The following is a 25,491-nucleotide window of genomic DNA, read 5'->3' on the forward strand; positions in this document are numbered from 1 at the left end:
CTGAGCCATGATCAAACTCTTCAATTTAAAAGTTTGATGCTCAAAGAATTAAACTTCGTAATGAATTACGTGTTCACTCTTGAGACTTGGTATTCATTTTTCGTCTTGCGACGTTAAGAATCCGTATCTTCGAGTGCCCACACAGATTGTCTGATAAATTGTTAAAGAGCAGTTGCGACGCGGCTTTCAGCTCACTGTCGCGAGGTGGCGTATATTACGCTTTCCTCTTTCAGAGTCACCCCTGAATTTCAGGATTTTTTCTCTTCGTTGTTCCGACCATCCTGTGAAGTGTTTCACGTTGTCGTCTCAACGGAGGCGCATTATAGGGATCCCAATATTTTGCACAAGTATTTTTTTGATCTTTTTTTCTGTTTGTTGTTTTTTCACCCTTTTTGCTGCAATCGCACACAAAACGGTGCTTTTTTGCATACTAAAAGACTTGCACAAGGCCAATAATGCCCCCAAAGTCATTAGTAAATCATTTATTGCTGAGGTAAGTATGTCTGATGTTTTACGCCCATACCGCGATCTTTTTCCACAAATCGGTCAGCGCGTAATGATCGACGATAGCAGTGTCGTGATTGGTGACGTTCGTCTGGCTGATGATGTGGGGATCTGGCCGCTCGTTGTGATTCGTGGAGATGTACATTATGTACAGATCGGAGCACGCACCAATATCCAGGATGGCAGTATGTTGCATGTCACTCATAAATCCTCGTACAACCCAGATGGCAACCCATTAACCATTGGCGAAGATGTCACTGTTGGTCACAAGGTGATGCTCCACGGCTGCACCATTGGCAATCGAGTTTTGGTTGGGATGGGCTCAATTTTACTTGATGGCGCAATAGTAGAAGATGATGTGATGATTGGTGCGGGTAGTCTGGTCCCACAAAATAAACGGCTGGAGAGCGGATATCTGTATCTCGGTAGCCCCGTCAAACAGATCCGCCCGTTAAGTGATGAAGAGAAGGCTGGGTTACTCTATTCCGCGAATAATTACGTGAAATGGAAGGACGAATATCTGGATCAGGGTAACCAGACCCAGCCTTGATCATCTTCACTTTGTTCCTGAATTAAGTTTTCCGCTTCTTCTTCCAGGTCCCAGCGATGCTGACGAAAACTCGCTAACCACTGTTCTGGCGTATCTCCAGTAAAGCGATACGCCAGACTCTCGCCAGAGATCGCGCATGTCAGTTGCATACCATTCACGAGAGCGGGAAAACATACACATTTTTTATTCTCGTCCCACTCTTCCCTGTCCGGAAACTGGATGGCCTGATTCACGCGGACAATTCCTCCTGCAATTGCTTTATAACTGGTTCTACGTCAGGCAGAACACCGTGCCAGAGAAGAAAGGCATGAGCCGCCTGTGCCACCAGCATTCCTAAACCATCAACATTACGCTTTGAGCCTCGCTGCTCACACCATGCCAGAAAAGGAGTTTTTCCTTTCTGATAGAACATGTCATAGCAATAAATGCCTAGATGAATGAGCGATGACGGGATCGCCGGAATATCACCACTGATGCCACTGGATGTTGCATTAATAATGAGATCAAACTCATGACCTTCCAGTTCGTCCATACCCAACGCCTGAATACTGCCAGTGTGCGCAAACAATTTAGCCAACTCTTCCGCACGGGATACCGTCCGATTAGTGATTGTCACCGCACAGTCCAGGGAAAGGAGTGGTAGTAGTACGCCGCGAGATGCTCCACCAGCGCCGATAAGCAGAATACGTAAACCCGGACGGATAAAAGACAGACGTTCCAGATCGCTTAACAAACCTATACCATCGGTATTGTCACCCTGCAAGCGTCCATCTTCTAACCGCTTGAGGGTATTAACAGCACCAGCCAACGCTGCCCGTTCAGTAAGCTCATCCGCTCTGGCAAAAGCCTCTTCTTTAAAAGGTACCGTCACATTCGCACCTTTACCACCAGCACTAAAGAAAGCGTTCAGTGTGTTGATGAAATCATTGATGGGTGCCAACACGCGCCCATAGGGATGTTCAATATTCAGTTGCTGAGCAAATTGCTGATGAATGAATGGCGATTTGCTGTGGGCTATCGGATTACCAAAAACAGCATAGGTTTCCATTATGTTACCCCTGTCGAAACAGTTCACCCGTCAGGGCATCGCGGATTTCTGAAGGATTTAAACGCCCCCCCGTTTCACCAGGCACAACCGGGAACGCCGCGCCAAATTGTGCGCGAACTTCGTCTACTGTTCGACAAGGTGGCAATCCACTCAAGTTGGCACTGGTAGAAACCAGCGGTTTACCATAAGCCTGGCACAAAGCAACCACCAACGGATGGTCGGTGACTCGTACAGCAAGCGAATCAAAGCGGCCCGTCAACCAGCGCGGTGTTGTCGCAGGCGCGGGAAAGACAAAGGTGACAGGACCTGGCCAGCGGGAAAAAATGGTTTCACGCTGCGCATCAGTCAGCATGGTGTCATCAATATAGGGTTTAAGCTGCTCGTAATTTGCCGCGATTAAAATCAGCCCCTTATCAACCGGACGCTGTTTTAACTCCAACAGTCTCATCACTGCTGTTTCGCTATCAGGATCGCACCCAACACCGAAAACGGCTTCCGTTGGATAGGCGATGACACGTTCTTCATTGAGGACATCTATCGCAGCTGCGATAGCGTCTCCTTGCAGGTTATTATTCACGTTATTATTCCGCCGAAACCGGCTTTCCACATTGTTTACTGGCACAAAAGTGTTTTACACCCTGCGCGGTTTTCTTTTCGATGAGTAGTGGATAATGACACTCAGGGCATTCTCCAGCTATGGGTTTGAAGTTAATGGCAAATTGACACTCCGGGTAGCGATCACAGGAGTGAAATGTTTTGCCATAACGGGAGCGGCGCTGGACCAGATGGCCCGTCCGACATTGGGGGCATGTAATTGCTGTTTCGTCCGGTTTATCGATAAGTTCGGTATGTTCGCATTCAGGGTAGTTACTGCAACCAATAAACATACCAAAGCGTCCCTGGCGTAATACCAGATTTGCGCCACATGCAGGGCAAACCTGCCCCTCCAGAACTTTGACAATATGTCCATCCGCTGAAGATTTCAGAGGACGGACGTAGTCACACGCCGGATACTGTGAGCATCCAAGAAACGGACCGTGTTTCCCGGATCGAATAACCAGTTCAGCCCCGCACTTTGGGCAGGACTCATTATTACGCACCGTGAACAGTGCTGATTTCGCCATAACAACTTATGCTGAATTAAAGGAATGATTAATGCAGCATACCTTCATTCACTTCAAAGAGTAATTCTTCCATTTGCTGGTACGCATTTTCGCAGCCCGGAATATTGAACAACACCATCAGGATTACCCATTTCAGGTCTTCCAGGTCGAACTCTGCGGTATCCAGCGCGAGCACTCGCTCTATCACCATTTCACGGATTTCAAGGTTAAGCACCTGAATTTGCTCAAGGAAAAGCAGAAAACCACGACAGCTGGCATCCAGTCTTTCACACTCCTCAGGGGTATAAATACGCATGGAGAGTGGATCAGAGGCCAGTTGCATCGGTTCTGTCAGTCCTTCCTGATAATCCGCAAGCTTTTCCAGCCAAAGCAGGGCATTGTAGATATCTTCTCGATCAAATCCTGCGTCGGTAAGATCCTGTTCAAGTTTGTCTTGATCCACACGCAACTCAGCTTCTGTGTGAATATAGGTTTCAAACAAATACATTAGTACGTCGAACATGGCATGCCCTCCTCAATCGGACATAGCCGCCGGGTACAGCTGCGATCCATCCTGCTAACTCCAGTTCGAGTAGTTGAGTAACTACCTCTGGCACAGGTTGGCCGGCACGTTCAGCGACGACGTCAACAGGTGTTACCTCATCTCCTACGTTAGCCAGGAGCTCAGGAAATGGCAATGCCACGTCTTGCTGATCTGGTGAATAAAATGAATTTTCAGGGGCGTCTGGCAACCAGTGCAATCCAAATTGCAAGTTTTCCAGAATTTCTTCCGGTTCCGTCACAAGAATCGCACCTTGTTTTATTAACCAGTGAGGCCCTTCGCTTCCCGGATTCCCTATTGGTCCTGGCAAGGCAAAAACTTCACGCCCCTGCTCAAGCGCACAACGTGCTGTCACCAACGAACCACTGCGCAAAGCCGCTTCCACCACCAGTACACCTTTACTTAGACCACTGATAATGCGATTTCTTCGTGGGAAATTGTAAGCAAGGGGTGGAACATCGAGGGGAAATTCCGAGACAAGTGCCCCACCATGTTCAAGCAAACTGGTAGCCAGTCGGGCATGGCGGCGCGGATGAATGGTATTAAGTCCGTTCCCCAATACAGCAATGCTGACGCCATTTACCTGTAAGGCCGCTTTATGCGCCACACCATCGATTCCACGCGCCAGTCCACTCGTAATTGTCACTCCACGCGTGGCCAGAGTTTCGCAAAATAATCGTCCCCATCGCTCGCCATACCATGAATGCGCCCGACTCCCCACTACGGCAAGCTGAAATGAATGCAGCGCGTGCAGTTCTCCTTCAACAAACAGTGCGCCGGGGTAATCTGTCGTCGCCAGAAGTTGAGGAGGATAAAATTCGCTGTCCGCAGGGATTAAATGATGATTGGGTTGCTCCAACCAACAAAGTGAGCTTTCGATACTCTTTCGCGGAAATGAAAGAAAGCGTTGTGCCTGCCGCAATGTAAGCCCTGTTTGCTGCAATACAACCGCATCAATATGCGACTGTTTTGCCAGCCAGTGAGCTATACGGACCATATCATCGCCGTACAAGCTGCTGATGCTCATTAAACGCAGCCAAATATCTGTATCGACCATCCTTATCTCCCTGCCATAAGCAGCCTTAGCAATCTTTGCGATTGGTCAGTGATGCTGTCAATCAGAGGGGGATTTGTCTAGAATAGAAGAAATAATCTTTCTAACTCCTGAACACATCTCTGGAGATTTATGTCAGTTTTGCAAGTGTTACATATTCCGGACGAGCGGCTTCGCAAAGTTGCTAAACCGGTAGAAGAAGTGAATGCAGAAATTCAGCGTATCGTCGATGATATGTTCGAGACGATGTACGCAGAAGAAGGTATTGGCCTGGCGGCAACCCAGGTTGATATCCATCAACGTATCATTGTTATTGATGTTTCGGAAAACCGTGACGAACGGCTGGTGTTAATCAATCCGGAGCTTTTAGAAAAAAGCGGCGAAACAGGCATTGAAGAAGGTTGCCTGTCGATCCCTAAACAACGTGCTTTAGTGCCACGCGCAGAGAAAGTTAAAATTCGCGCCCTGGACCGCGACGGTAAACCATTTGAATTGGAAGCAGACGGTCTGTTAGCCATCTGTATTCAGCATGAGATGGATCACCTGGTCGGCAAACTGTTTATGGATTATCTGTCACCGTTGAAACAACAACGTATTCGTCAGAAAGTTGAAAAACTGGATCGTCTGAAAGCCCGGGCTTAAGGATAAGAACTAACGTGTCAGAATCACTACGTATTATTTTTGCGGGTACACCTGACTTTGCAGCGCGTCATCTCGACGCGCTGTTGTCTTCTGGTCATAACGTCGTTGGCGTGTTCACCCAGCCAGACCGACCGGCAGGACGCGGTAAAAAACTGATGCCCAGCCCGGTTAAAGTTCTGGCTGAGGAAAAAGGTCTGCCCGTTTTTCAACCTGTTTCCCTGCGTCCACAAGAAAACCAGCAACTGGTCGCCGATCTGCAGGCTGATGTTATGGTCGTCGTCGCCTATGGCTTAATTCTGCCTAAAGCAGTGCTGGAGATGCCGCGTCTTGGCTGTATCAACGTTCATGGTTCACTGCTGCCACGCTGGCGCGGTGCTGCACCAATCCAACGCTCACTATGGGCGGGTGATGCAGAAACTGGTGTGACCATTATGCAAATGGATGTCGGTTTAGACACCGGTGACATGCTCTATAAGCTCTCCTGCCCGATTACTGCAGAAGATACCAGTGGTACGCTGTACGACAAGCTGGCAGAGCTTGGCCCACAAGGGCTTATCACCACGTTGAAACAACTGGCAGACGGCACGGCGAAACCAGAAGTTCAGGACAAAACTCTTGTCACTTACGCCGAAAAGTTGAGTAAAGAAGAAGCGCGTATTGACTGGTCACTTTCGGCAGCACAGCTTGAACGCTGCATTCGCGCTTTCAATCCATGGCCAATGAGCTGGCTGGAAATTGAAAGACAGCCGGTTAAAGTCTGGAAAGCGTCGGTCATTGATACGGCAACCAACGCTGCACCAGGAACGATCCTTGAAGCCAACAAACAAGGCATTCAGGTTGCAACTGGTGATGGAATCCTGAATCTGCTCTCGTTACAACCTGCGGGTAAGAAAGCGATGAGCGCGCAAGACCTCCTGAATTCTCGTCGGGAATGGTTTGTTCCGGGCAACCGTCTGGCCTGATAGTCCACTCTTCTAAGCCCGGTCTTACCGGGCATTTTTATACTTATGAAAAAACAACGTAATTTACGTAGCATGGCGGCCCAGGCCGTTGAACAAGTCGTCGAGCAAGGGCAATCATTAAGCAACATTCTGCCACCGCTCCAGCAAAAAGTTTCTGATAAAGACAAAGCACTTCTTCAAGAGTTGTGCTTTGGCGTACTGCGTACGCTTTCGCAGTTAGACTGGCTGATTAATAAGTTAATGGCCCGTCCGATGACCGGCAAACAGCGCACTGTGCATTACCTGATTATGGTTGGTTTGTATCAACTGCTTTATACCCGCATTCCACCTCATGCTGCGCTGGCTGAAACGGTTGAAGGCGCTATCGCAATTAAGCGTCCGCAACTTAAAGGGTTGATTAACGGTGTATTACGCCAGTTCCAGCGTCAGCAAGAAGAGTTATTAGCCAAGTTTAATGCCAGTGATGCACGTTATCTGCATCCTTCCTGGTTGCTGAAGCGTCTGCAAAAAGCGTATCCAGAGCAGTGGCAATCCATCGTCGAAGCCAATAACCAGCGTCCGCCAATGTGGCTGCGCGTTAATCGTACGCATCATTCCCGCGACAGCTGGCTTGCATTGCTGGATGAAGCAGGAATGAAAGGTTTCCCGCATGCGGATTACCCTGATGCTGTACGTCTGGAAACACCTGCACCTGTTCATGCGCTACCTGGTTTTGAAGACGGATGGGTTACCGTTCAGGATGCATCAGCACAAGGTTGCATGACCTGGCTTGCGCCACAAAACAGTGAACACATTCTGGATCTTTGTGCCGCCCCCGGCGGTAAAACAACGCATATCCTTGAGGTGGCACCAGAAGCGCAGGTTGTTGCGGTTGATATTGACGAACAGCGCCTCTCTCGCGTTTACGACAATTTAAAACGCCTTGGTATGAAGGCAACCGTGAAACAAGGTGATGGCCGTTACCCTTCCCAATGGTGTGGCGAGCAACAGTTTGATCGCATTTTATTAGATGCGCCTTGTTCAGCAACGGGGGTGATTCGTCACCATCCGGATATTAAATGGTTACGTCGCGATCGCGATATCCCGGAACTCGCGCAATTGCAGTCTGAAATTCTCGACGCCATTTGGCCGCATTTAAAATCCGGTGGAACCCTGGTCTATGCCACCTGTTCGGTGTTACCGGAAGAGAATAGCCTGCAGATTAAAGCTTTTTTGCAACGTACCGCTGATGCCGAACTTTGCGAAACAGGAGCACCAGAGCAACCGGGTAAACAAAATCTGCCTGGTGCCGAAGAGGGCGACGGCTTCTTTTACGCTAAGCTAATCAAAAAGTGATGAGATAACGGGTCGAGACTGATGAAAATTATCATTCTGGGTGCCGGCCAGGTTGGCGGCACACTGGCGGAAAACCTGGTTGGCGAGAACAACGATATTACTGTTGTCGATACCAACGGTGAGCGTCTGCGGACCTTGCAGGATAAATTTGACCTGCGAGTCGTGCAGGGGCATGGCTCTCATCCACGCGTATTGCGGGAGGCAGGTGCCGACGACGCCGATATGCTGGTTGCTGTAACCAGTTCAGATGAAACCAATATGGTTGCCTGCCAGGTAGCCTACTCACTTTTCAACACCCCTAATCGCATCGCTCGCATCCGCTCACCAGACTACGTACGCGATGCCGATAAGCTATTTCATTCAGATGCTGTACCGATTGATCATCTGATCGCACCAGAGCAGTTGGTTATCGATAATATTTACCGACTGATTGAGTATCCAGGCGCATTGCAGGTGGTGAACTTCGCTGAGGGTAAAGTCAGCCTCGCTGTAGTTAAAGCCTATTATGGCGGCCCGCTGATTGGTAATGCACTTTCGACCATGCGCGAACATATGCCACATATCGATACTCGTGTGGCAGCAATTTTCCGCCACGATCGCCCCATTCGTCCACAAGGTTCGACCATTGTTGAAGCTGGTGATGAAGTGTTCTTTATTGCCGCTTCACAGCATATCCGCGCGGTGATGAGTGAATTACAGCGACTGGAAAAACCGTATAAGCGGATCATGCTGGTTGGTGGCGGTAATATCGGTGCAGGGCTGGCGCGTCGTCTGGAAAAAGATTACAGCGTTAAACTCATCGAACGTAATCAGCAGCGCGCTGCCGAACTGGCGGAAAAGTTGCAGAATACGATCGTCTTTTTTGGTGATGCGTCGGATCAAGAACTGCTGGCCGAAGAACATATCGATCAAGTTGATCTGTTTATTGCCGTCACCAACGATGACGAGGCCAATATCATGTCCGCCATGCTTGCCAAACGTATGGGTGCGAAAAAGGTGATGGTATTGATCCAGCGTCGCGCTTATGTGGATCTGGTTCAGGGGAGCGTGATCGATATTGCAATTTCACCACAACAAGCAACTATTTCTGCGTTGCTTAGCCATGTGCGAAAAGCAGATATTGTTGGTGTTTCCTCATTGCGCCGCGGCGTAGCAGAAGCTATTGAAGCCGTTGCTCACGGTGATGAAAGCACCTCACGCGTTGTCGGCAGAGTCATTGACGAAATCAAGCTACCGCCAGGAACGATTATTGGAGCGGTGGTACGTGGAAACGACGTGATGATTGCCAATGACAATCTGCGCATTGAGCAAGGCGATCACGTAATTATGTTCCTCACAGATAAAAAGTTTATTACCGACGTCGAAAGACTCTTCCAGCCAAGCCCTTTCTTCTTGTAATTAATAAGGCGTCTAATGACGCCTTATTATTTCCCTTTGATTATCAAGGATTAATTAAATTCATTCCTGGCAGGAAAATGGCTTAACATTTGTTAGACTTATGGTTGTCGGCTTCATAGGGAGAATAACATGAGCATTATTAAAGAATTTCGCGAATTTGCGATGCGCGGGAACGTGGTGGATTTGGCGGTGGGTGTCATTATCGGTGCGGCATTCGGGAAGATTGTATCTTCACTGGTTGCCGATATCATCATGCCACCTCTGGGCTTATTAATTGGCGGGATCGACTTTAAACAGTTTGCTGTCACGCTACGCGATGCGCAGGGGGATATCCCTGCTGTTGTGATGCATTACGGTGTCTTCATTCAAAACGTCTTTGATTTTCTGATTGTGGCCTTTGCCATCTTTATGGCGATTAAGCTAATCAACAAACTGAATCGGAAAAAAGAAGAACCAGCTGCCGCACCTGCACCAACTAAAGAAGAAGTATTACTGGCAGAAATTCGTGATTTGCTGAAAGAGCAGAATAACCGCTCTTAACAAGCGCCTGAAAGCAGAAGACCAGTGGTAAAAAAGTGATTTACTTTCTTGCCACTGGCCTCCCAGTTCCCCCGATTGCCATGTTTTCCTTTTCGCATGTAACTGCCTTTCCCCTTCTTATTTTTCTCTACGCGCTGTCGGAATAAGGGATCATGTAGTAATGCTTCTATCGCATTATCCCTTATCTGCCCTTTAGTATGCTGATATCGGCTCATAAAAACTCCAATTGGTTATTTTACGGCGCGAGTGTAATCCTGCCAGTGCAAAAAATCAACAGCCACTCTTAACGCCACTCCCCCTTGTTCAAGAGCTTCAAGAATCGAACAATAAACACTGCTATGGGCGGTCCCACAACAGGCATCGTTAAGGCGTTGCAAGGAACGCTGCATACTCTGCAACTCGGCTATCCGTGCTTCGACTTCCTGCAATCTTTCCTGCACAATGCCTTTTGACTCCTGACAGGTATGGTGTTCAGGATCGATGCGGATCGACAGCAACTCGCGGATCGACTCCAGACTGAAACCTAGTTGTCTGGCATGGCGGATAAATTTCAATCGCTGGAGATCGCTTTCGGTATACAGGCGAAACCCGCCTTCAGTACGCACTTCATGCTCCATCATCTGCTGTTTTTCGTAATAACGAATCGTGTCAGGTGTTACTTCCGCCATTTTTGCCAGCTCACCAATGCGATACATACATACTCCACTAGTTATCGTTGATTTTGTCCAACAACTTGTCAGCATAATCGCCGCGTAAAAAATCGGTACTCAATCCAGCTTGTCGCAGCTTCAATTCCAGTAATGACAATCGACGGCTAACCTCTTGATATTGCGGATCATCGTGACGGATACCTCTCAGGATATCCAGAAGCTGAATTGCTTCCCTCCGCTGCTCAAGTTCTGGCGGTAAGCAACCGGCATTCTTCAGCAAGCGATACCCCGCACGTAATTCCGGTGGCACATGAGAATCATCATCCAGTATCAATGGTTCGCCGCTACCTGCCAGGTTATCAAACTCACCTTTCGCTTGCGCTTCTGCTATATGACGCTCTGCCCACTGGTCAAGTAACCACATAAATACTCCAGGGGATGAACAAAAAGAGTACAGCTATTGTAGATAAGTGGGGATGCTACGGGTATAAAAAAACCCGCCGGGGCGGGTTTTTTTACGTTGCTTCAGATTACTCTGCAGCAGCTTCTGCTTTCTCTGAACGATCAACCAGCTCGATGTAAGCCATCGGCGCGTTGTCGCCTGCACGGAAGCCACACTTCAGAATACGAGTGTAACCACCGGCACGGCTCGCGAAACGCGGGCCCAGTTCGTTAAACAGTTTTGCCACGATCTCGTTATCACGAGTACGGGCGAATGCCAGACGACGATTAGCAACGCTATCAGTCTTGGCAAGAGTAATCAGCGGCTCAACTACGCGGCGCAGCTCTTTCGCTTTAGGCAGAGTCGTCTTGATGATTTCATGACGAACCAGTGAACCTGCCATATTGCGGAACATAGCCTGGCGATGGCTGCTGTTGCGGTTCAGTTGACGACCACTCTTACGATGGCGCATGACCTTATCCTTCTCAGTAAAACCTTAACCTGTGATCCGGTTACTCGTCAGCGATGCTTGCCGGTGGCCAGTTTTCCAGGCGCATGCCCAGAGACAGTCCACGGGAAGCCAGCACGTCTTTAATCTCAGTAAGAGATTTTTTACCAAGGTTAGGCGTTTTAAGGAGCTCAACCTCGGTACGTTGTACCAGATCACCGATATAGTGGATAGCTTCTGCTTTAAGGCAGTTAGCAGAGCGGACAGTCAATTCCAGATCGTCAACAGGGCGCAGCAGGATCGGATCGAACTCTGGTTTCTCTTCTTTCACTTCAGGCTGACGTACATCACGTAAGTCAACGAAAGCTTCCAGTTGTTCAGCCAGAATGGTTGCCGCACGACGAATCGCCTCTTCAGGATCGATTGTGCCGTTGGTTTCCATTTCGATGACCAGCTTGTCCAGGTCGGTACGCTGTTCTACACGCGCTGCTTCAACATTGTAGGCAATACGCTCCACAGGGCTGTAGCATGCGTCGACCAGCAGACGGCCGATTGGGCGCTCATCTTCTTCCGAATGAATTCGGGTAGAAGCCGGCACATAACCACGACCGCGCTGAACTTTGATACGCATGCTAATAGACGCGTTCTCATCGGTCAGGTGGCAGATCACGTGCTGCGGCTTGACGATTTCGACATCACCGTCGTGGGTGATATCGGCTGCAGTCACAGGGCCAATGCCAGATTTATTCAAGGTAAGAATAACTTCATCTTTGCCCTGAACTCTCACCGCCAGCCCTTTCAGGTTGAGCAGGATTTCCAGGATATCTTCCTGAACGCCTTCTTTGGTGCTGTACTCATGTAGTACACCATCAATCTCAACCTCGGTCACCGCGCAACCCGGCATCGATGAGAGCAGAATACGGCGCAGTGCGTTACCCAGAGTATGGCCAAAGCCACGCTCTAAAGGCTCAAGGGTCACCTTGGCGTGCGTCGAACTCACTTGCTCGATATCAACCAGGCGCGGTTTTAGAAACTCTGTCACAGAACCCTGCATTGTGTCCTCTCTTTGGTACTAAGCTTTACTTGGAGTAAAGCTCGACGATCAGGTGTTCGTTAATGTCCGCAGACAGATCAGAACGCTCCGGCTTACGCTTAAACGTACCTTCCATCTTGCCAGCATCAACTTCCAGCCAAGTTGGCTTTTCACGCTGCTCAGCCAGCTCCAGAGCGGCTTTCACGCGAGACTGCTTCTTCGCTTTCTCACGAATGCTTACAACGTCATTCGGACTAACCTGATAAGAAGCGATGTTAACAACACGACCGTTTACCATAATTGCTTTATGGCTAACCAGCTGACGTGCTTCTGCACGAGTGGCACCGAAGCCCATACGGTATACAACGTTGTCCAGACGACCTTCCAGCAGAGCCAACAGGTTTTCACCGGTGTTGCCTTTCAGACGTGCTGCTTCTTTGTAGTAGTTACGGAACTGACGCTCCAGCACACCATAGATACGGCGAACTTTTTGCTTTTCACGCAACTGCACACCATAGTCAGACAGACGCGGTTTACGCGCACCGTGCTGGCCAGGAGCTTGTTCAATTTTACACTTGGTATCGATCGCGCGAACGCCAGACTTAAGGAATAAGTCGGTGCCCTCACGACGGCTCAGCTTGAGCTTAGGACCCAAATATCTTGCCATTTTCTTTCTCCAACAAACCTGGAAAACGAGGCGTTATACGCGACGTTTTTTCGGCGGACGACAACCGTTATGAGGGATCGGAGTCACATCAGTAATGTTAGTGATGCGGAAACCTGCGGCGTTCAGAGCACGAATAGTAGATTCGCGGCCTGGACCCGGACCTTTAACCATAACTTCCAGATTCTTGATGCCGTATTCTTTCACGGCGTCAGCGCAACGCTCTGCTGCAACCTGAGCTGCAAACGGAGTGGATTTGCGAGAACCACGGAAACCGGAACCACCGGCTGTTGCCCAACCCAACGCGTTACCCTGACGATCAGTGATAGTCACGATGGTGTTGTTGAAAGAAGCATGGATATGAGCCACGCCGTCAGAGACTTGTTTTCTTACACGTTTACGTGCACGAATTGGTGCCTTTGCCATTATTCAATCACCCCGATTATTTCTTGATCGGTTTGCGCGGACCCTTACGGGTACGTGCGTTGGTCTTGGTACGCTGACCGCGAACCGGGAGACCACGACGATGACGCAAACCGCGATAGCAACCAAGATCCATCAGGCGCTTGATGCTCATGCTGATTTCACGGCGCAGATCACCTTCAACGACAAATTTGGCAACTTCGTCACGCAGCGTGTCGATTTGTCCTTCAGACAGCTCACTGATCTTAACATCTTCAGCGATACCCGCTGCAGCCAAGATGGCTTTAGAACGGGTCTTGCCGACGCCATAAATCGAAGTTAATGCGATTACGGCATGCTTATGATCAGGAATGTTAATGCCTGCTATACGGGCCACTATGCACTCCTACTATTTAATATGTACGTTCCATGCTGAAAAGCCCGTTTTCAGGATACTCAAATGGAAACGCACAGACATACAAAAGATTGGCTGGCTAATCTAGCCAGCTCAACCCAACTTTGCAAGAAAAATATGCGAAAAAATCAGCCTTGGCGCTGTTTATGCTTCGGCTCGGCACTGCAAATCACACGGATGACACCATCACGCTTAACGATTTTGCAGTTACGGCATAATTTCTTGACGGAAGCACGAACTTTCATTTTTACTCTCCGTAACTTCTCGGGCGACCAATTATCGGCCGTAGCCTTTCAGGTTCGCCTTCTTCAATGCAGACTCATACTGACTGGACATCATCAGAGTTTGCACTTGAGCCATAAAGTCCATAATCACGACAACAACGATAAGCAGTGAGGTCCCACCGAAGTAGAACGGTACTTTCATTGCATCACGCATGAACTCCGGGATCAGGCAGATAAAGGTAATATACAGCGCACCAACCAGGGTCAGGCGGGTCATTACTTTATCGATATACTTCGCCGTTTGCTCTCCCGGACGAATTCCTGGTACAAATGCACCGGACTTCTTCAGGTTATCTGCTGTTTCACGCGGGTTGAAAACCAACGCCGTGTAGAAGAAACAGAAGAAGATGATTGCAGACGCATAGAGTAACACATAAAGCGGTTGCCCAGGCTGCAAATACAGCGAAATTGTTGTCAGCCAGTTCCAACCAGTACCGCCCCCGAACCATGACGCGATGGTCGCCGGGAACAGAATAATACTGGAAGCGAAGATTGCCGGGATTACCCCCGCCATATTCACTTTCAGCGGTAAATGTGTGCTCTGTGCAGCATAGACACGACGACCTTGCTGACGTTTCGCGTAGTTTACCACAATGCGGCGTTGACCACGCTCAACAAATACGACAAAGAACGTCACTGCAAATACTAATACTGCAACCAACAGCAACACGAGGAAGTGCAGGTCGCCTTGACGCGCTTGCTCGATAGTATGGGCAATGGCTGGCGGGAGTCCCGCGACAATACCGGCGAAGATAATGATTGAAATACCGTTGCCGATACCTCGTTCAGTGATCTGTTCGCCCAACCACATCAGGAACATCGTTCCTGTGACCAGACTTACAACAGCGGTGAAGTAGAATGCAAAGCCCGGGTTAATCACCAGGCCTTGCATACCAGGCATATTCGGCAGACCGGTAGCAATACCGATCGACTGGAATATTGCCAGCACCAGAGTACCGTAGCGGGTGTACTGGCTGATCTTACGACGACCAGACTCCCCTTCTTTCTTAATTTCCGCCAACGTTGGGTGAACCACCGTCAGCAGCTGGATAATGATCGACGCCGAAATATACGGCATGATCCCCAGAGCAAAGATAGAAGCACGGCTGAGAGCACCACCAGAGAACATGTTAAACATCTCAATGATGGTGCCTCGCTGTTGCTCAAGCAGTTTGGCAAGTACAGCGGCATCAATACCAGGGATCGGAATAAAAGAGCCAATACGGAACACAATCAGCGCACCGATAACAAACAGCAGTCTGCGTTTCAGCTCGCCTAAGCCACCTTTGGCACTTTGAAAATCTAATCCCGGTTGTTTAGCCATCTGCTACTTATTCCTCGATTTTACCGCCAGCAGCTTCGATAGCAGCACGAGCGCCTTTAGTAACACGCAGGCCACGAACAGTTACCGGAGTCGTTACTTCGCCAGCCAGGATCACTTTCGCGAACTCGATCTGGATACCGATAATGTTAGCCGCTTTCAGCGTGTTCAGGTCTACAACACCGCCTTCTACTTTAGCCAGGTCAGACAGACGAACTTCGGCTGTAATCGCTGCTTTACGAGAAGTGAAGCCGAATTTCGGCAGACGACGGTACAGAGGCATCTGACCACCCTCGAAACCGCGACGTACGCCACCGCCAGAACGAGACTTCTGACCTTTGTGACCACGACCACCGGTTTTACCGAGGCCAGAACCGATACCACGACCCAAGCGTTTACCCGCCTTTTTGGAGCCTTCGGCCGGAGACAGAGTATTTAAACGCATCTCTTACTCCTCAACTTTAACCATGAAGGAAACCGCGTTGATCATACCGCGAATAGCAGGAGTATCCTCGCGCTCTACGGTGTGACCAATACGACGCAGACCCAGGCCAAGCAGCGTTGCCTTGTGTTTCGGCAGACGACCGATTGCACTGCGGGTTTGAGTAATTTTAATAGTCTTTGCCATGGTTTATTTCCCCAGAATTTCTTCAACGGATTTACCACGCTTGGCAGCGACCATTTCTGGAGAATTCATATTTTCCAGGCCATCAATAGTTGCACGAACCACGTTGATCGGGTTGGTGGAACCATATGCTTTAGCCAGAACGTTATGAACCCCAGCGACTTCCAGAACGGCGCGCATTGCACCACCGGCGATGATACCGGTACCTTCGGAAGCCGGCTGCATGAATACGCGAGAACCCGTGTGAACACCTTTAACAGGGTGTTGCAGAGTGCCGTTATTCAGCGCGACGTTAATCATATTGCGACGGGCTTTTTCCATCGCTTTCTGGATCGCTGCTGGAACTTCACGCGCTTTACCGTAACCAAAACCAACGCGACCGTTACCATCGCCAACTACAGTCAGAGCTGTGAAGGAGAAAATACGACCACCTTTAACGGTTTTAGATACGCGGTTTACCGCGATCAGCTTTTCCTGCAGTTCGCCAGCTTGTTTTTCGATGTGAGCCATCTTACACCTCTACCTTAGAACTGAAGGCCAGCTTCACGGGCAGCATCTGCCAGTGCCTGGACACGACCATGATATTGGAACCCGGAACGGTCAAAGGATACATCTTTGATGCCTTTTTCCAGAGCGCGTTCAGCGACAGCTTTACCCACAGCTGCAGCCGCGTCTTTGTTACCGGTGTACTTCAGTTGTTCAGCGATAGCTTTTTCTACAGTAGAAGCAGCTACCAGAACTTCAGAACCGTTCGGTGCAATTACCTGTGCGTAAATGTGACGCGGGGTACGATGTACCACCAGGCGAGTTGCGCCCAGCTCCTGGAGCTTGCGGCGTGCGCGGGTCGCACGACGGATACGAGCAGATTTCTTATCCATAGTGTTACCTTACTTCTTCTTAGCCTCTTTGGTACGCACGACTTCGTCGGCGTAACGAACACCCTTGCCTTTATAAGGCTCAGGACGACGGTAGGCGCGCAGATCCGCTGCAACCTGGCCGATCACCTGCTTATCAGCGCCTTTCAGCACGATTTCAGTCTGAGTCGGACATTCAGCAGTGATACCCGCAGGCAGCTGATGGTCAACAGGATGAGAGAAACCCAGAGACAGGTTAATCACATTACCTTTAACCGCTGCACGGTAACCTACACCAACCAGCTGCAGCTTCTTAGTGAAGCCTTCGGTAACACCGATAACCATTGAGTTCAGCAGGGCACGCGCGGTACCAGCCTGTGCCCAACCGTCTGCGTAACCATCACGCGGACCGAAGGTCAGGGTATTATCTGCATGTTTAACTTCAACAGCATCGTTGAGAGTACGAGTCAGCTCGCCGTTTTTACCTTTGATCGTAATAACCTGACCGTTGATTTTTACGTCAACGCCGGCAGGAACAACGACCGGTGCTTTAGCAACACGAGACATTTTTTCCTCCGATTAGGCTACGTAGCAGATAATTTCGCCACCAAGACCAGCCTGGCGCGCTGCACGATCAGTCATAACACCTTTAGAGGTAGAAACAACTGCGATACCCAGACCCGCCATAACTTTCGGCAGCTCATCTTTACGTTTATAGATGCGCAGACCTGGGCGGCTGACACGCTGAATGCTTTCTACAACAGCTTTGCCCTGGAAATACTTCAGAGTAAGTTCCAGTTCAGGCTTGGTGTCGCCTTCAACTTTAAAATCTTCAATAAAACCTTCTTCCTTCAGCACGTTGGCGATTGCCACTTTCAGCTTGGAGGAAGGCATGGTGACCGCAGCTTTGTTCGCGGCCTGACCGTTACGGATACGGGTCAGCATATCCGCGATCGGATCTTGCATGCTCATCTGTCTTTACTCCCGTGATTCAATTGGTGACAATTACCAGCTAGCCTTTTTCAGACCCGGGATTTCACCGCGCATAGCGGCTTCACGGACCTTAATACGGCTCAACCCGAACTTCCGCAGGAAACCATGCGGACGACCTGTTTGACGGCAGCGGTTACGCTGACGAGACGGGCTGGAATCACGCGGCAGAGTCTGCAGCTTGAGAACAGCGTTCCAACGATCTTCGTCGGAAGCGTTCACATCAGAGATGATCGCTTTCAGTTCAGCGCGTTTCGCGAAGTATTTATCAGCTAAAGCTACGCGTTTTACTTCGCGTGCTTTCATTGATTGCTTAGCCATTTAGTAACCCTACCTTACTTGCGGAACGGGAAGTCAAAGGCAGCCAGCAGAGCGCGGCCTTCTTCGTCAGATTTCGCAGTAGTGGTAATGGTAATATCCAAACCACGAACGCGGTCGACTTTATCGTAGTCGATTTCTGGGAAGATGATCTGCTCACGGACACCCATGCTGTAGTTACCACGACCGTCGAAAGACTTAGCGGACAGGCCACGGAAGTCACGGATACGAGGTACAGCAATAGTGATCAGGCGCTCAAAGAACTCCCACATGCGTTCGCCACGCAGAGTTACTTTACAGCCGATCGGATAGCCCTGACGGATTTTGAAGCCTGCAACAGATTTGCGTGCTTTGGTGATCAGCGGTTTTTGACCGGAGATTGCTGCCAGGTCTGCTGCTGCGTTATCCAGCAGTTTTTTGTCAGCGATCGCTTCACCAACACCCATGTTCAGGGTGATCTTCTCGACCCGAGGGACTTGCATGACAGAATTGTAGTTAAACTCAGTCATGAGTTTTTTAACTACTTCGTCTTTGTAGTAATCATGCAGTTTCGCCATCGTACTACTCCAAATTACTTGATAGTTTCGCTGTTAGACTTGAAGAAACGGACTTTTTTGCCGTCTTCGAATCTAAAGCCTACACGGTCAGCCTTGCCGGTTGCCGCATTGAAGATTGCTACGTTGGAAACCTGAATAGCGGCTTCTTTTTCAACGATGCCACCCGGTTGGTTCAGGGCCGGAACCGGCTTCTGATGTTTCTTAACCAGGTTGATACCTTCAACAATGACCTTGCCGGAAGACAGGACATTCTTAACTTTACCGCGTTTACCTTTATCTTTACCGGTCAACACGATAACTTCGTCATCACGACGGATTTTCGCTGCCATGATTCGCTCCTTAGAGTACTTCTGGTGCCAGAGAGATAATTTTCATGAACTTCTCACTACGAAGCTCACGAGTTACCGGCCCAAAAATACGCGTACCGATAGGCTGCTCGCTGTTGTTGTTCAGAAGAACACAAGCATTACCATCGAAGCGAATGACAGAACCGTCCGGGCGACGAACACCCTTCTTGGTGCGCACCACTACCGCCTTCAGCACATCACCTTTTTTGACCTTACCACGCGGAATTGCTTCTTTGATGGTGATCTTGATGATGTCGCCTACGCCTGCGTAGCGACGGTGCGAGCCACCCAGAACCTTGATACACATTACGCGACGTGCACCGGAGTTGTCGGCGACGTTCAGCATAGTCTGTTCTTGGATCATTTTAGTGCTCCGCTAATGTCAACTACTACTGAGACCCGAAAATCAGGTCGTTAAAAATCCCCATATCGAGGGCGCGGCATTATAACACCGCTTCAAGGATATGGATAGAAAAAATAAACGGCTCATTTCTGAGCCGTTTATTCGTATCGAGAGAGTGTACTGTATTACAGAACCGCTTTCTCTACAACGCGAACCAGCGTCCAGGATTTAGTCTTGGACAGCGGACGGCATTCGCGGATTTCAACCACGTCACCGATACCGCATTCGTTGTTCTCGTCATGTACGTGCAGTTTGGTCGTACGCTTGATGAATTTACCGTAGATCGGGTGTTTCACAAAACGTTCGATAGCAACAACAATGGATTTCTCCATTTTGTCGCTAACAACGCGACCTTGCAGAGTACGGATTTTATCGGTCATTACGCACCCGCCTTCTCGTTCAGTAAAGTCTTAACGCGTGCGACATCGCGACGCACTTGCTTCAACAGGTGAGACTGTTGCAGCTGGCCACTTGCAGCCTGCATACGCAGGTTGAACTGCTCACGCAGCAGGTTCAGCAGCTCGGTGTTCAGCTCTTCAACGCTCTTCTCACGCAGCTCTTTTGCTTTCATTACATCACCGTCTTAGTTACAAAGGTGGTTTTAATCGGCAGTTTCGCTGCTGCCAGCTTGAATGCTTCACGGGCCAGCTCTTCCGGAACACCGTCCATTTCATACAGGACTTTACCCGGCTGAATCAAGGCAACCCAATACTCCACGTTACCTTTACCTTTACCCATACGCACTGCCAGCGGCTTTTCAGTGATCGGTTTGTCCGGGAACACACGGATCCAGATCTTACCTTGACGCTTAACTGCACGGGTCATAGCACGACGTGCTGCTTCGATCTGACGGGCAGTCAGACGACCACGGCCAACAGCTTTCAGACCGAAGCTGCCGAAGCTAACATCCGTACCCTGCGCCAGACCGCGGTTACGGCCTTTGTGCATTTTACGGAATTTTGTACGCTTTGGTTGTAACATCAGCGACGCTCCTTATTTACGGCCTTTACGCTGCTGCTTTTTAGGCTGAGCAGCCGGTTTTTCCGGTTGTTCAACAGCAGCCATACCACCCAGGATCTCGCCTTTGAAGATCCACACTTTAACGCCGATTACACCGTAAGTGGTGTGCGCTTCAGAGGTGTTGTAGTCGATGTCAGCACGCAGAGTGTGCAGCGGTACGCGACCTTCGCGGTACCATTCGGTACGTGCGATTTCCGCGCCGCCCAGACGGCCGCTAACTTCAACTTTAATACCTTTAGCGCCCAGACGGCCGCTAACTTCAACTTTAATACCTTTAGCGCCCAGACGCATTGCGTTCTGTACAGCACGCTTCATAGCACGACGGAACATAACGCGACGTTCCAGCTGAGAAGTGATGCTGTCAGCAACCAGTTTTGCGTCCAGTTCAGGCTTACGAACTTCGGCGATGTTGATCTGTGCAGGAACGCCAGCGATGTCCGCTACGACCTTACGCAGTTTTTCTACGTCTTCACCTTTTTTACCGATAACGATACCCGGGCGAGCAGTGTGAATGGTTACACGGATGCTCTTAGCCGGACGCTCGATAACGATACGAGATACGGACGCTTTAGCCAGTTCCTTAGTCAGGTACTGACGTACTTTAAAATCGCTGTCCAGGTTGTCAGCGAATTCTTTGGTGTTCGCAAACCAGGTAGAGTTCCATGGTTTTACAATACCCAGGCGAATACCATTAGGATGTACTTTCTGACCCATTGCTAGTCTCCAGAGTCTCAGCGATCGGACACAACCACAGTGATGTGGCTGGTGCGCTTCAGGATGCGATCTGCACGACCTTTTGCACGCGGCATAATGCGCTTCATGCTCGGGCCTTCGTCTACGAAATTTTCGTAACTTTCAGATCGTCAATGTCAGCGCCATCGTTGTGTTCAGCGTTAGCAATGGCAGATTCCAGAACTTTCTTGACCAGTACAGCCGCTTTCTTGTTGGTGTAGGTCAAAATATCCAGAGCCTGCGACACTTTCTTACCGCGAATCAGGTCAGCAACAAGGCGAACCTTCTGAGCAGAAGAACGAGCATGGCGATGTTTAGCGATAGTTTCCATCTCTTCCTCCTACCTTATTTCTTCTTCGCTTTTTTATCAGCAGCGTGGCCGCGATAAGTACGAGTCGGTGCGAATTCACCCAGTTTGTGACCGACCATTTCGTCGGTTACAAATACCGGAACGTGCTGACGACCATTATGGACAGCGATGGTCAAACCGATCATGTTAGGAAAGATCGTTGAACGACGGGACCAAGTGCGCAGGGGCTTCTTGTCTCCGCTTTCCACCGCTTTCTCTACCTTCTTCAGCAAGTGCAGGTCAATAAAAGGACCTTTCTTGAGAGAACGTGGCATGGCTTATCCTCTAAAATTATTTGCTACGGCGACGTACGATGAATTTATCAGTACGCTTGTTGCTGCGGGTCTTCTTACCTTTGGTCTGAACGCCCCACGGAGTTACCGGGTGCTTACCAAAGTTACGACCTTCACCACCACCATGTGGGTGGTCTACCGGGTTCATCGCGGTACCGCGAACGGTCGGACGAACACCACGCCAGCGTGCAGCACCTGCTTTACCCAGAACGCGCAGCATATGCTCAGCATTGCCAACTTCGCCCAGAGTTGCACGGCAGTCTGCTTCTACTTTACGCATTTCACCAGAACGCAGACGCAGGGTGACATAAGCACCATCACGAGCAACGATCTGAACGTAAGTACCAGCGGAACGTGCCAGCTGACCGCCTTTACCTGGTTTCATTTCTACGTTATGAACAGTAGAACCAACCGGGATGTTGCGCATCGGCAGGGTGTTACCTGGTTTGATTGCAGCATCAACGCCAGACTGAATCTGGTCGCCAGCTTTCAGGCCTTTAGGGGCCAGGATGTAACGGCGTTCACCGTCTTTGTACAGAACCAGCGCGATGTTCGCGGAACGGTTCGGATCGTACTCAAGACGTTCAACAACTGCCGGGATACCGTCTTTGTTGCGTTTGAAGTCAACAATACGGTAAGCCTGCTTGTGGCCACCACCGATATGACGAGTGGTGATACGGCCATTGTTGTTACGACCACCGGATTTGCTGTTTTTTTCCAGCAACGGAGCAAAAGGTTTGCCCTTGTGCAGCTCAGGGTTAACCACTTTAACTACGTGGCGACGACCCGGAGATGTCGGTTTACATTTAACAACTGCCATTGTATTACTCCTCCGACTTACTCAGCGCCGCCAACGAAGTCCAGATTCTGGCCTTCTTTCAGGGTGACGTAAGCTTTTTTCCAGTCGCTACGACGACCGATACGCTGTCCGTGACGTTTAACTTTCCCTTTAACTACCAGGGTGTTAACGACTTCGACTTCGACTTCAAACAGTTTCTGCACAGCAGCTTTGATTTCTGCTTTGGTCGCGTCTTTAGCAACTTTGAGTACGATGGTGTTGGATTTTTCCATCGCAGTAGACGCTTTTTCAGAAACGTGCGGTGCACGCAGCACCTTCAGCAGACGTTCTTCACGAATCATGCCAGCATCTCCTCAACTTGCTTAACAGCATCAGCAGTCATTACGACTTTGTCGAAGGCGATCAGGCTAACCGGGTCGATACCAGTTGCATCGCGTACGTCAACCTTGTGCAGGTTGCGCGCAGCCAGGAACAGGTTTTCGTCCAGCTCACCGGTGATGATCAGCACATCTTCCAGAGCCATGTCTTTCAGTTTCTGTGCCAGCAGCTTAGTTTTCGGCGCTTCTACAGAGAACTTCTCGACAACGATCAGACGATCCTGACGTACCAGTTCGGACAGGATGCTTTTCAGCGCGCCGCGGTACATCTTCTTGTTAACTTTTTGACTGTGGTCCTGCGGACGAGCAGCAAAGGTCACGCCACCAGAACGCCAGATCGGGCTCTTGATAGAACCAGAACGCGCACGGCCGGTGCCTTTCTGGCGCCACGGTTTTTTACCGGAACCAGTTACTTCAGCACGAGTCTTCTGAGCACGAGTACCCTGACGAGCACCAGCTGCATAAGCAACAACAACCTGGTGAACCAGCGCTTCGTTGAAATCACGACCGAAGGTAGTTTCGGAAACAGTCAGCGCGCTCTGCGCGTCTTTCAATACTAATTCCATTGCTATCTCCTTACGCCTTCACAGCTGGTTTAACGATCAGGTCGCTACCGGTTGCACCCGGGACAGCACCTTTAACCAGCAGCAGGTTGCGCTCAGCGTCAACGCGTACTACGTCAAGGCTCTGAACGGTTACACGTTCGTTACCCATCTGACCTGCCATTTTCTTGCCTTTGAACACTTTGCCCGGAGTCTGGTTCTGACCGATAGAACCCGGAACGCGGTGAGACAAGGAGTTACCGTGAGTAGCGTCCTGGGTACGGAAGTTCCAGCGCTTAACGGTACCTGCGAAACCTTTACCTTTAGAGGTGCCAGTTACGTCAACTTTTTTAACGTCAGCAAACAGTTCAACGCTAATGCTCTGACCTACAGTGAACTCTTCGCCTTCAGCCAGGCGGAATTCCCACAGACCACGGCCAGCTTCTACGCCAGCTTTAGCGAAGTGGCCAGCTTCAGGCTTGGTCACACGGTTAGCTTTTTTAGCACCGGTGGTCACCTGAATAGCACGGTAGCCATCGTTAGCCAGGTCTTTAACCTGAGTAACGCGGTTTGCTTCAACTTCGATTACGGTTACTGGGATAGAAACGCCGTCTTCTGTGAAGATACGGGTCATACCCACTTTTTTACCGACTAAACCAATCATTGTTTCAACCTCTCAATCGCTCAATGACCTGATTAACCCAGGCTGATCTGCACGTCTACACCGGCAGCCAGATCCAGACGCATCAGAGCATCAACGGTTTTCTCGGTTGGCTCAACGATGTCAACCAGACGCAAGTGAGTACGGATTTCGTACTGATCGCGCGCGTCTTTGTTGACGTGCGGGGAGATCAGAACAGTGAAGCGCTCTTTGCGTGTCGGCAGCGGGATCGGACCACGGACCTGCGCACCAGTGCGCTTGGCAGTCTCGACGATTTCCGCGGTTGCTTGATCGATCAGACGATGATCAAACGCTTTCAGGCGGATACGGATTCTTTGGTTCTGCATGAGACCAGAGCTCCAATTATTTTATAAACGAAAATGATTACTCCTCAGACCCATTACGATTGATGGGAGAGTGTAACCGTTCTTACGTAGCTCCCCGATTGGGAGCATTGTTAGGTAGCCAAATTCGGCTAACTGAGGTTCAGATTGAACCTGCTGTCAACTACGACAAGCCCGCGCATTATACGCAAATCTGAGCCTGACGCAAGCATCGGGTAGAAATTAATCGCAACGCGCAGATTGCGAGCTGCATTCCACGAAATTTGTAAGGTTGTGAAGATAGCGTTTTTCACCGGAATCAGGTTAACAAATCAGCGCTCTCTCTGTTGCTGAGCATCCGGAGTTATTCGATGGTGATACTCCAATTACAGAGGATGTTTTATGGACACTACCCTTCCCTTTCTGATTTTGTACGCTTGTTTATCAGCCCTACTTTTTTTCTGGGATGCAAAGCATGGCTTGTTACCTGACAGATTTACGTGCCCGTTACTCTGGTCAGGTCTTTTGTTCTATCAAGTTTGTCATCCTGATGGTTTAGCCGATGCGTTATGGGGGACAATTGTTGGTTACGGCACATTCGCTGTCATTTACTGGGGGTATCGCATACTGCGACATAAAGAAGGATTAGGCTATGGTGATGTGAAGTTTCTCGCCGCCCTTGGCGCCTGGCATTCATGGGCCTTCTTACCACGACTGGTTTTCCTTGCTGCCTCATTCGCTTGCGGAGCCGTAGTTATTGGTCTGCTCATGAGAGGAAAAGAATCATTAAAAAACCCGCTGCCTTTTGGGTAATGCCGATCAGTTAAGGATCAGTTGACCGATCCAGTGGCTGTGTAAGAATCCGGAAACGCTCACTTGTTTCCGGATTTTTTTATGCACATTGGACAGGCTCTTGATCTGGTATCCCGTTACGATTCTCTGCG

43 protein-coding genes and 2 pseudogenes are annotated in these 25,491 nt (G+C 49.7%); 8 read left to right on the forward strand and 37 right to left on the reverse strand.

What is annotated here, in order from left to right:
- Positions 1–499 precede the first annotated feature (499 nt).
- Positions 500–1,054: a gamma carbonic anhydrase family protein gene (locus BFF42_RS18065; RefSeq protein WP_001286213.1), complete on the forward strand. Its 555-nt coding sequence runs from the start codon at positions 500–502 to the stop codon at positions 1,052–1,054.
- Here the strand turns inward: BFF42_RS18065 and BFF42_RS18070 are convergent.
- The 6 genes from BFF42_RS18070 to dprA are packed head-to-tail and all read right to left on the reverse strand — an operon-like array spanning position 1,030 to position 4,824.
- Entirely contained in the window at positions 1,030–1,287 is a 258-nt protein-coding gene (locus tag BFF42_RS18070) for a DUF1488 family protein (protein WP_001070563.1), read from the reverse strand. The genes BFF42_RS18065 and BFF42_RS18070 overlap by 25 nt on opposite strands.
- On the reverse strand, positions 1,284–2,102 hold the full coding sequence (gene aroE, locus BFF42_RS18075; protein ID WP_000451237.1) for a shikimate dehydrogenase: 819 nt from the start codon (positions 2,100–2,102) through the stop codon (positions 1,284–1,286). Before aroE ends, BFF42_RS18070 begins: the two co-directional genes overlap by 4 nt.
- Before the next feature lie 4 nt (positions 2,103–2,106).
- Positions 2,107–2,679, reverse strand: coding sequence for an L-threonylcarbamoyladenylate synthase type 1 TsaC (tsaC, locus tag BFF42_RS18080; RefSeq protein WP_001297709.1), 573 nt, complete (start codon positions 2,677–2,679; stop codon positions 2,107–2,109).
- Positions 2,680–2,683: 4 nt separating this feature from the next.
- The gene (locus tag BFF42_RS18085) at positions 2,684–3,226 is read right to left on the reverse strand and encodes a DNA topoisomerase family protein (protein ID WP_001129723.1); all 543 of its coding nucleotides are present in this window, start codon (positions 3,224–3,226) and stop codon (positions 2,684–2,686) included.
- 28 nt (positions 3,227–3,254) lie between these two features.
- Positions 3,255–3,728, reverse strand: a complete 474-nt coding sequence (smg, locus tag BFF42_RS18090; RefSeq protein ID WP_000460675.1) for a DUF494 family protein Smg — start codon at positions 3,726–3,728, stop codon at positions 3,255–3,257.
- Complete coding sequence (dprA, locus tag BFF42_RS18095) at positions 3,700–4,824, reverse strand: DNA-protecting protein DprA (RefSeq protein ID WP_000228504.1); 1,125 nt, start codon at positions 4,822–4,824, stop codon at positions 3,700–3,702. The genes smg and dprA overlap by 29 nt, the downstream gene beginning before the upstream one ends.
- Positions 4,825–4,953: 129 nt before the next feature.
- On the opposite strand from dprA, the gene def reads away from it, so the two are divergent.
- The 5 genes from def (at position 4,954) to mscL (ending at position 9,698) form a co-directional block, all read left to right on the forward strand.
- A complete protein-coding gene (gene def / locus BFF42_RS18100; RefSeq protein ID WP_000114993.1) occupies positions 4,954–5,463 on the forward strand; it encodes a peptide deformylase in 510 nt (169 codons plus the stop codon).
- A gap of 14 nt (positions 5,464–5,477) precedes the next feature.
- Positions 5,478–6,425 carry a methionyl-tRNA formyltransferase gene (gene fmt / locus BFF42_RS18105; protein ID WP_000004463.1) on the forward strand — a complete coding sequence of 316 codons (948 nt, stop codon included), beginning with the start codon at positions 5,478–5,480 and terminating at the stop codon, positions 6,423–6,425.
- Positions 6,426–6,470: 45 nt separating this feature from the next.
- Positions 6,471–7,760, forward strand: coding sequence for a 16S rRNA (cytosine(967)-C(5))-methyltransferase RsmB (rsmB, locus tag BFF42_RS18110; protein ID WP_000744786.1), 1,290 nt, complete (start codon positions 6,471–6,473; stop codon positions 7,758–7,760).
- Positions 7,761–7,781: 21 nt separating this feature from the next.
- Positions 7,782–9,158, forward strand: coding sequence for a Trk system potassium transporter TrkA (trkA, locus tag BFF42_RS18115; protein ID WP_000691382.1), 1,377 nt, complete (start codon positions 7,782–7,784; stop codon positions 9,156–9,158).
- Between the two features lie 129 nt (positions 9,159–9,287).
- Positions 9,288–9,698: a large-conductance mechanosensitive channel protein MscL gene (gene mscL, locus BFF42_RS18120; RefSeq protein WP_000022439.1), complete on the forward strand. Its 411-nt coding sequence runs from the start codon at positions 9,288–9,290 to the stop codon at positions 9,696–9,698.
- Here mscL and arfA read toward each other — a convergent pair.
- The 31 genes and pseudogenes from arfA to rpsJ form a co-directional block, all read right to left on the reverse strand.
- On the reverse strand, positions 9,695–9,913 hold the full coding sequence (arfA, locus tag BFF42_RS18125; RefSeq protein ID WP_000092709.1) for an alternative ribosome-rescue factor ArfA: 219 nt from the start codon (positions 9,911–9,913) through the stop codon (positions 9,695–9,697). The genes mscL and arfA overlap by 4 nt on opposite strands.
- Positions 9,914–9,968: 55 nt before the next feature.
- A pseudogene (zntR, locus tag BFF42_RS18130) lies at positions 9,969–10,393 on the reverse strand (Zn(2+)-responsive transcriptional regulator).
- Between the two features lie 10 nt (positions 10,394–10,403).
- A complete protein-coding gene (locus tag BFF42_RS18135) occupies positions 10,404–10,772 on the reverse strand; it encodes a DnaJ family domain-containing protein (protein WP_000266492.1) in 369 nt (122 codons plus the stop codon).
- A 106-nt stretch (positions 10,773–10,878) separates the two neighbouring features.
- The gene (gene rplQ / locus BFF42_RS18140; RefSeq protein ID WP_001216368.1) at positions 10,879–11,262 is read right to left on the reverse strand and encodes a 50S ribosomal protein L17; all 384 of its coding nucleotides are present in this window, start codon (positions 11,260–11,262) and stop codon (positions 10,879–10,881) included.
- Positions 11,263–11,302: 40 nt separating this feature from the next.
- Positions 11,303–12,292, reverse strand: a complete 990-nt coding sequence (locus BFF42_RS18145; RefSeq protein WP_001162094.1) for a DNA-directed RNA polymerase subunit alpha — start codon at positions 12,290–12,292, stop codon at positions 11,303–11,305.
- Positions 12,293–12,317: 25 nt separating this feature from the next.
- Positions 12,318–12,938, reverse strand: a complete 621-nt coding sequence (gene rpsD, locus BFF42_RS18150; RefSeq protein ID WP_000135224.1) for a 30S ribosomal protein S4 — start codon at positions 12,936–12,938, stop codon at positions 12,318–12,320.
- 33 nt (positions 12,939–12,971) lie between these two features.
- A complete protein-coding gene (gene rpsK / locus BFF42_RS18155; RefSeq protein WP_001029684.1) occupies positions 12,972–13,361 on the reverse strand; it encodes a 30S ribosomal protein S11 in 390 nt (129 codons plus the stop codon).
- 16 nt (positions 13,362–13,377) lie between these two features.
- Positions 13,378–13,734, reverse strand: a complete 357-nt coding sequence (rpsM, locus tag BFF42_RS18160; protein WP_000090775.1) for a 30S ribosomal protein S13 — start codon at positions 13,732–13,734, stop codon at positions 13,378–13,380.
- A 146-nt stretch (positions 13,735–13,880) separates the two neighbouring features.
- Complete coding sequence (gene rpmJ / locus BFF42_RS18165; RefSeq protein ID WP_000868187.1) at positions 13,881–13,997, reverse strand: 50S ribosomal protein L36; 117 nt, start codon at positions 13,995–13,997, stop codon at positions 13,881–13,883.
- A gap of 31 nt (positions 13,998–14,028) precedes the next feature.
- The gene (gene secY / locus BFF42_RS18170) at positions 14,029–15,360 is read right to left on the reverse strand and encodes a preprotein translocase subunit SecY (protein ID WP_001118861.1); all 1,332 of its coding nucleotides are present in this window, start codon (positions 15,358–15,360) and stop codon (positions 14,029–14,031) included.
- Positions 15,361–15,367: 7 nt separating this feature from the next.
- A complete protein-coding gene (gene rplO / locus BFF42_RS18175) occupies positions 15,368–15,802 on the reverse strand; it encodes a 50S ribosomal protein L15 (protein ID WP_001238917.1) in 435 nt (144 codons plus the stop codon).
- 3 nt (positions 15,803–15,805) lie between these two features.
- Positions 15,806–15,985 (reverse strand): 50S ribosomal protein L30, encoded by a 180-nt coding sequence (gene rpmD, locus BFF42_RS18180; protein WP_001140433.1) that lies wholly within the window; start codon positions 15,983–15,985, stop codon positions 15,806–15,808.
- 3 nt (positions 15,986–15,988) lie between these two features.
- On the reverse strand, positions 15,989–16,492 hold the full coding sequence (rpsE, locus tag BFF42_RS18185) for a 30S ribosomal protein S5 (RefSeq protein WP_000940121.1): 504 nt from the start codon (positions 16,490–16,492) through the stop codon (positions 15,989–15,991).
- A 14-nt stretch (positions 16,493–16,506) separates the two neighbouring features.
- A complete protein-coding gene (rplR, locus tag BFF42_RS18190) occupies positions 16,507–16,860 on the reverse strand; it encodes a 50S ribosomal protein L18 (protein ID WP_000358960.1) in 354 nt (117 codons plus the stop codon).
- 9 nt (positions 16,861–16,869) lie between these two features.
- Entirely contained in the window at positions 16,870–17,403 is a 534-nt protein-coding gene (rplF, locus tag BFF42_RS18195; RefSeq protein WP_000091945.1) for a 50S ribosomal protein L6, read from the reverse strand.
- 12 nt (positions 17,404–17,415) lie between these two features.
- Positions 17,416–17,808, reverse strand: coding sequence for a 30S ribosomal protein S8 (gene rpsH / locus BFF42_RS18200; protein ID WP_000062611.1), 393 nt, complete (start codon positions 17,806–17,808; stop codon positions 17,416–17,418).
- A gap of 33 nt (positions 17,809–17,841) precedes the next feature.
- Positions 17,842–18,147, reverse strand: a complete 306-nt coding sequence (rpsN, locus tag BFF42_RS18205) for a 30S ribosomal protein S14 (protein ID WP_001118930.1) — start codon at positions 18,145–18,147, stop codon at positions 17,842–17,844.
- A 14-nt stretch (positions 18,148–18,161) separates the two neighbouring features.
- A complete protein-coding gene (gene rplE, locus BFF42_RS18210; RefSeq protein WP_001096200.1) occupies positions 18,162–18,701 on the reverse strand; it encodes a 50S ribosomal protein L5 in 540 nt (179 codons plus the stop codon).
- Positions 18,702–18,715: 14 nt separating this feature from the next.
- Entirely contained in the window at positions 18,716–19,030 is a 315-nt protein-coding gene (rplX, locus tag BFF42_RS18215; protein ID WP_000729185.1) for a 50S ribosomal protein L24, read from the reverse strand.
- A gap of 10 nt (positions 19,031–19,040) precedes the next feature.
- On the reverse strand, positions 19,041–19,412 hold the full coding sequence (gene rplN, locus BFF42_RS18220; protein WP_000613955.1) for a 50S ribosomal protein L14: 372 nt from the start codon (positions 19,410–19,412) through the stop codon (positions 19,041–19,043).
- A gap of 164 nt (positions 19,413–19,576) precedes the next feature.
- On the reverse strand, positions 19,577–19,831 hold the full coding sequence (gene rpsQ, locus BFF42_RS18225; protein ID WP_000130100.1) for a 30S ribosomal protein S17: 255 nt from the start codon (positions 19,829–19,831) through the stop codon (positions 19,577–19,579).
- A complete protein-coding gene (gene rpmC / locus BFF42_RS18230; protein WP_000644741.1) occupies positions 19,831–20,022 on the reverse strand; it encodes a 50S ribosomal protein L29 in 192 nt (63 codons plus the stop codon). The genes rpsQ and rpmC overlap by 1 nt, the downstream gene beginning before the upstream one ends.
- The gene (gene rplP, locus BFF42_RS18235) at positions 20,022–20,432 is read right to left on the reverse strand and encodes a 50S ribosomal protein L16 (protein WP_000941212.1); all 411 of its coding nucleotides are present in this window, start codon (positions 20,430–20,432) and stop codon (positions 20,022–20,024) included. The genes rpmC and rplP overlap by 1 nt, the downstream gene beginning before the upstream one ends.
- A 12-nt stretch (positions 20,433–20,444) precedes the next feature.
- Positions 20,445–21,185, reverse strand: coding sequence for a 30S ribosomal protein S3 (gene rpsC / locus BFF42_RS18240; RefSeq protein ID WP_053002663.1), 741 nt, complete (start codon positions 21,183–21,185; stop codon positions 20,445–20,447).
- 17 nt (positions 21,186–21,202) lie between these two features.
- Positions 21,203–21,534 (reverse strand): annotated as a pseudogene (gene rplV, locus BFF42_RS18245) (50S ribosomal protein L22).
- 14 nt (positions 21,535–21,548) lie between these two features.
- The gene (gene rpsS / locus BFF42_RS18250) at positions 21,549–21,827 is read right to left on the reverse strand and encodes a 30S ribosomal protein S19 (RefSeq protein WP_001138117.1); all 279 of its coding nucleotides are present in this window, start codon (positions 21,825–21,827) and stop codon (positions 21,549–21,551) included.
- Between the two features lie 16 nt (positions 21,828–21,843).
- Positions 21,844–22,665, reverse strand: coding sequence for a 50S ribosomal protein L2 (gene rplB, locus BFF42_RS18255; protein WP_000301864.1), 822 nt, complete (start codon positions 22,663–22,665; stop codon positions 21,844–21,846).
- A 17-nt stretch (positions 22,666–22,682) separates the two neighbouring features.
- Positions 22,683–22,985, reverse strand: a complete 303-nt coding sequence (gene rplW / locus BFF42_RS18260) for a 50S ribosomal protein L23 (protein ID WP_000617544.1) — start codon at positions 22,983–22,985, stop codon at positions 22,683–22,685.
- The gene (gene rplD / locus BFF42_RS18265; RefSeq protein WP_000424395.1) at positions 22,982–23,587 is read right to left on the reverse strand and encodes a 50S ribosomal protein L4; all 606 of its coding nucleotides are present in this window, start codon (positions 23,585–23,587) and stop codon (positions 22,982–22,984) included. Before rplD ends, rplW begins: the two co-directional genes overlap by 4 nt.
- A gap of 10 nt (positions 23,588–23,597) precedes the next feature.
- On the reverse strand, positions 23,598–24,227 hold the full coding sequence (gene rplC / locus BFF42_RS18270) for a 50S ribosomal protein L3 (RefSeq protein ID WP_000579833.1): 630 nt from the start codon (positions 24,225–24,227) through the stop codon (positions 23,598–23,600).
- Positions 24,228–24,259: 32 nt separating this feature from the next.
- Positions 24,260–24,571: a 30S ribosomal protein S10 gene (rpsJ, locus tag BFF42_RS18275; protein ID WP_001181004.1), complete on the reverse strand. Its 312-nt coding sequence runs from the start codon at positions 24,569–24,571 to the stop codon at positions 24,260–24,262.
- Positions 24,572–24,949: 378 nt separating this feature from the next.
- Between rpsJ and BFF42_RS18285 the strand changes: the two genes are divergently transcribed.
- The gene (locus tag BFF42_RS18285; protein WP_000381750.1) at positions 24,950–25,360 is read left to right on the forward strand and encodes a prepilin peptidase; all 411 of its coding nucleotides are present in this window, start codon (positions 24,950–24,952) and stop codon (positions 25,358–25,360) included.
- A 63-nt stretch (positions 25,361–25,423) separates the two neighbouring features.
- Positions 25,424–25,491 (forward strand): hypothetical protein (locus BFF42_RS28405; protein ID WP_241012944.1); only part of this gene is annotated, 68 nt, incomplete at its 3' end.

Source organism: Shigella sp. FC1661 (assembly GCF_001712525.1).
In the GTDB taxonomy this organism is placed as follows: Bacteria; Pseudomonadota; Gammaproteobacteria; order Enterobacterales; family Enterobacteriaceae; genus Escherichia; species Escherichia coli.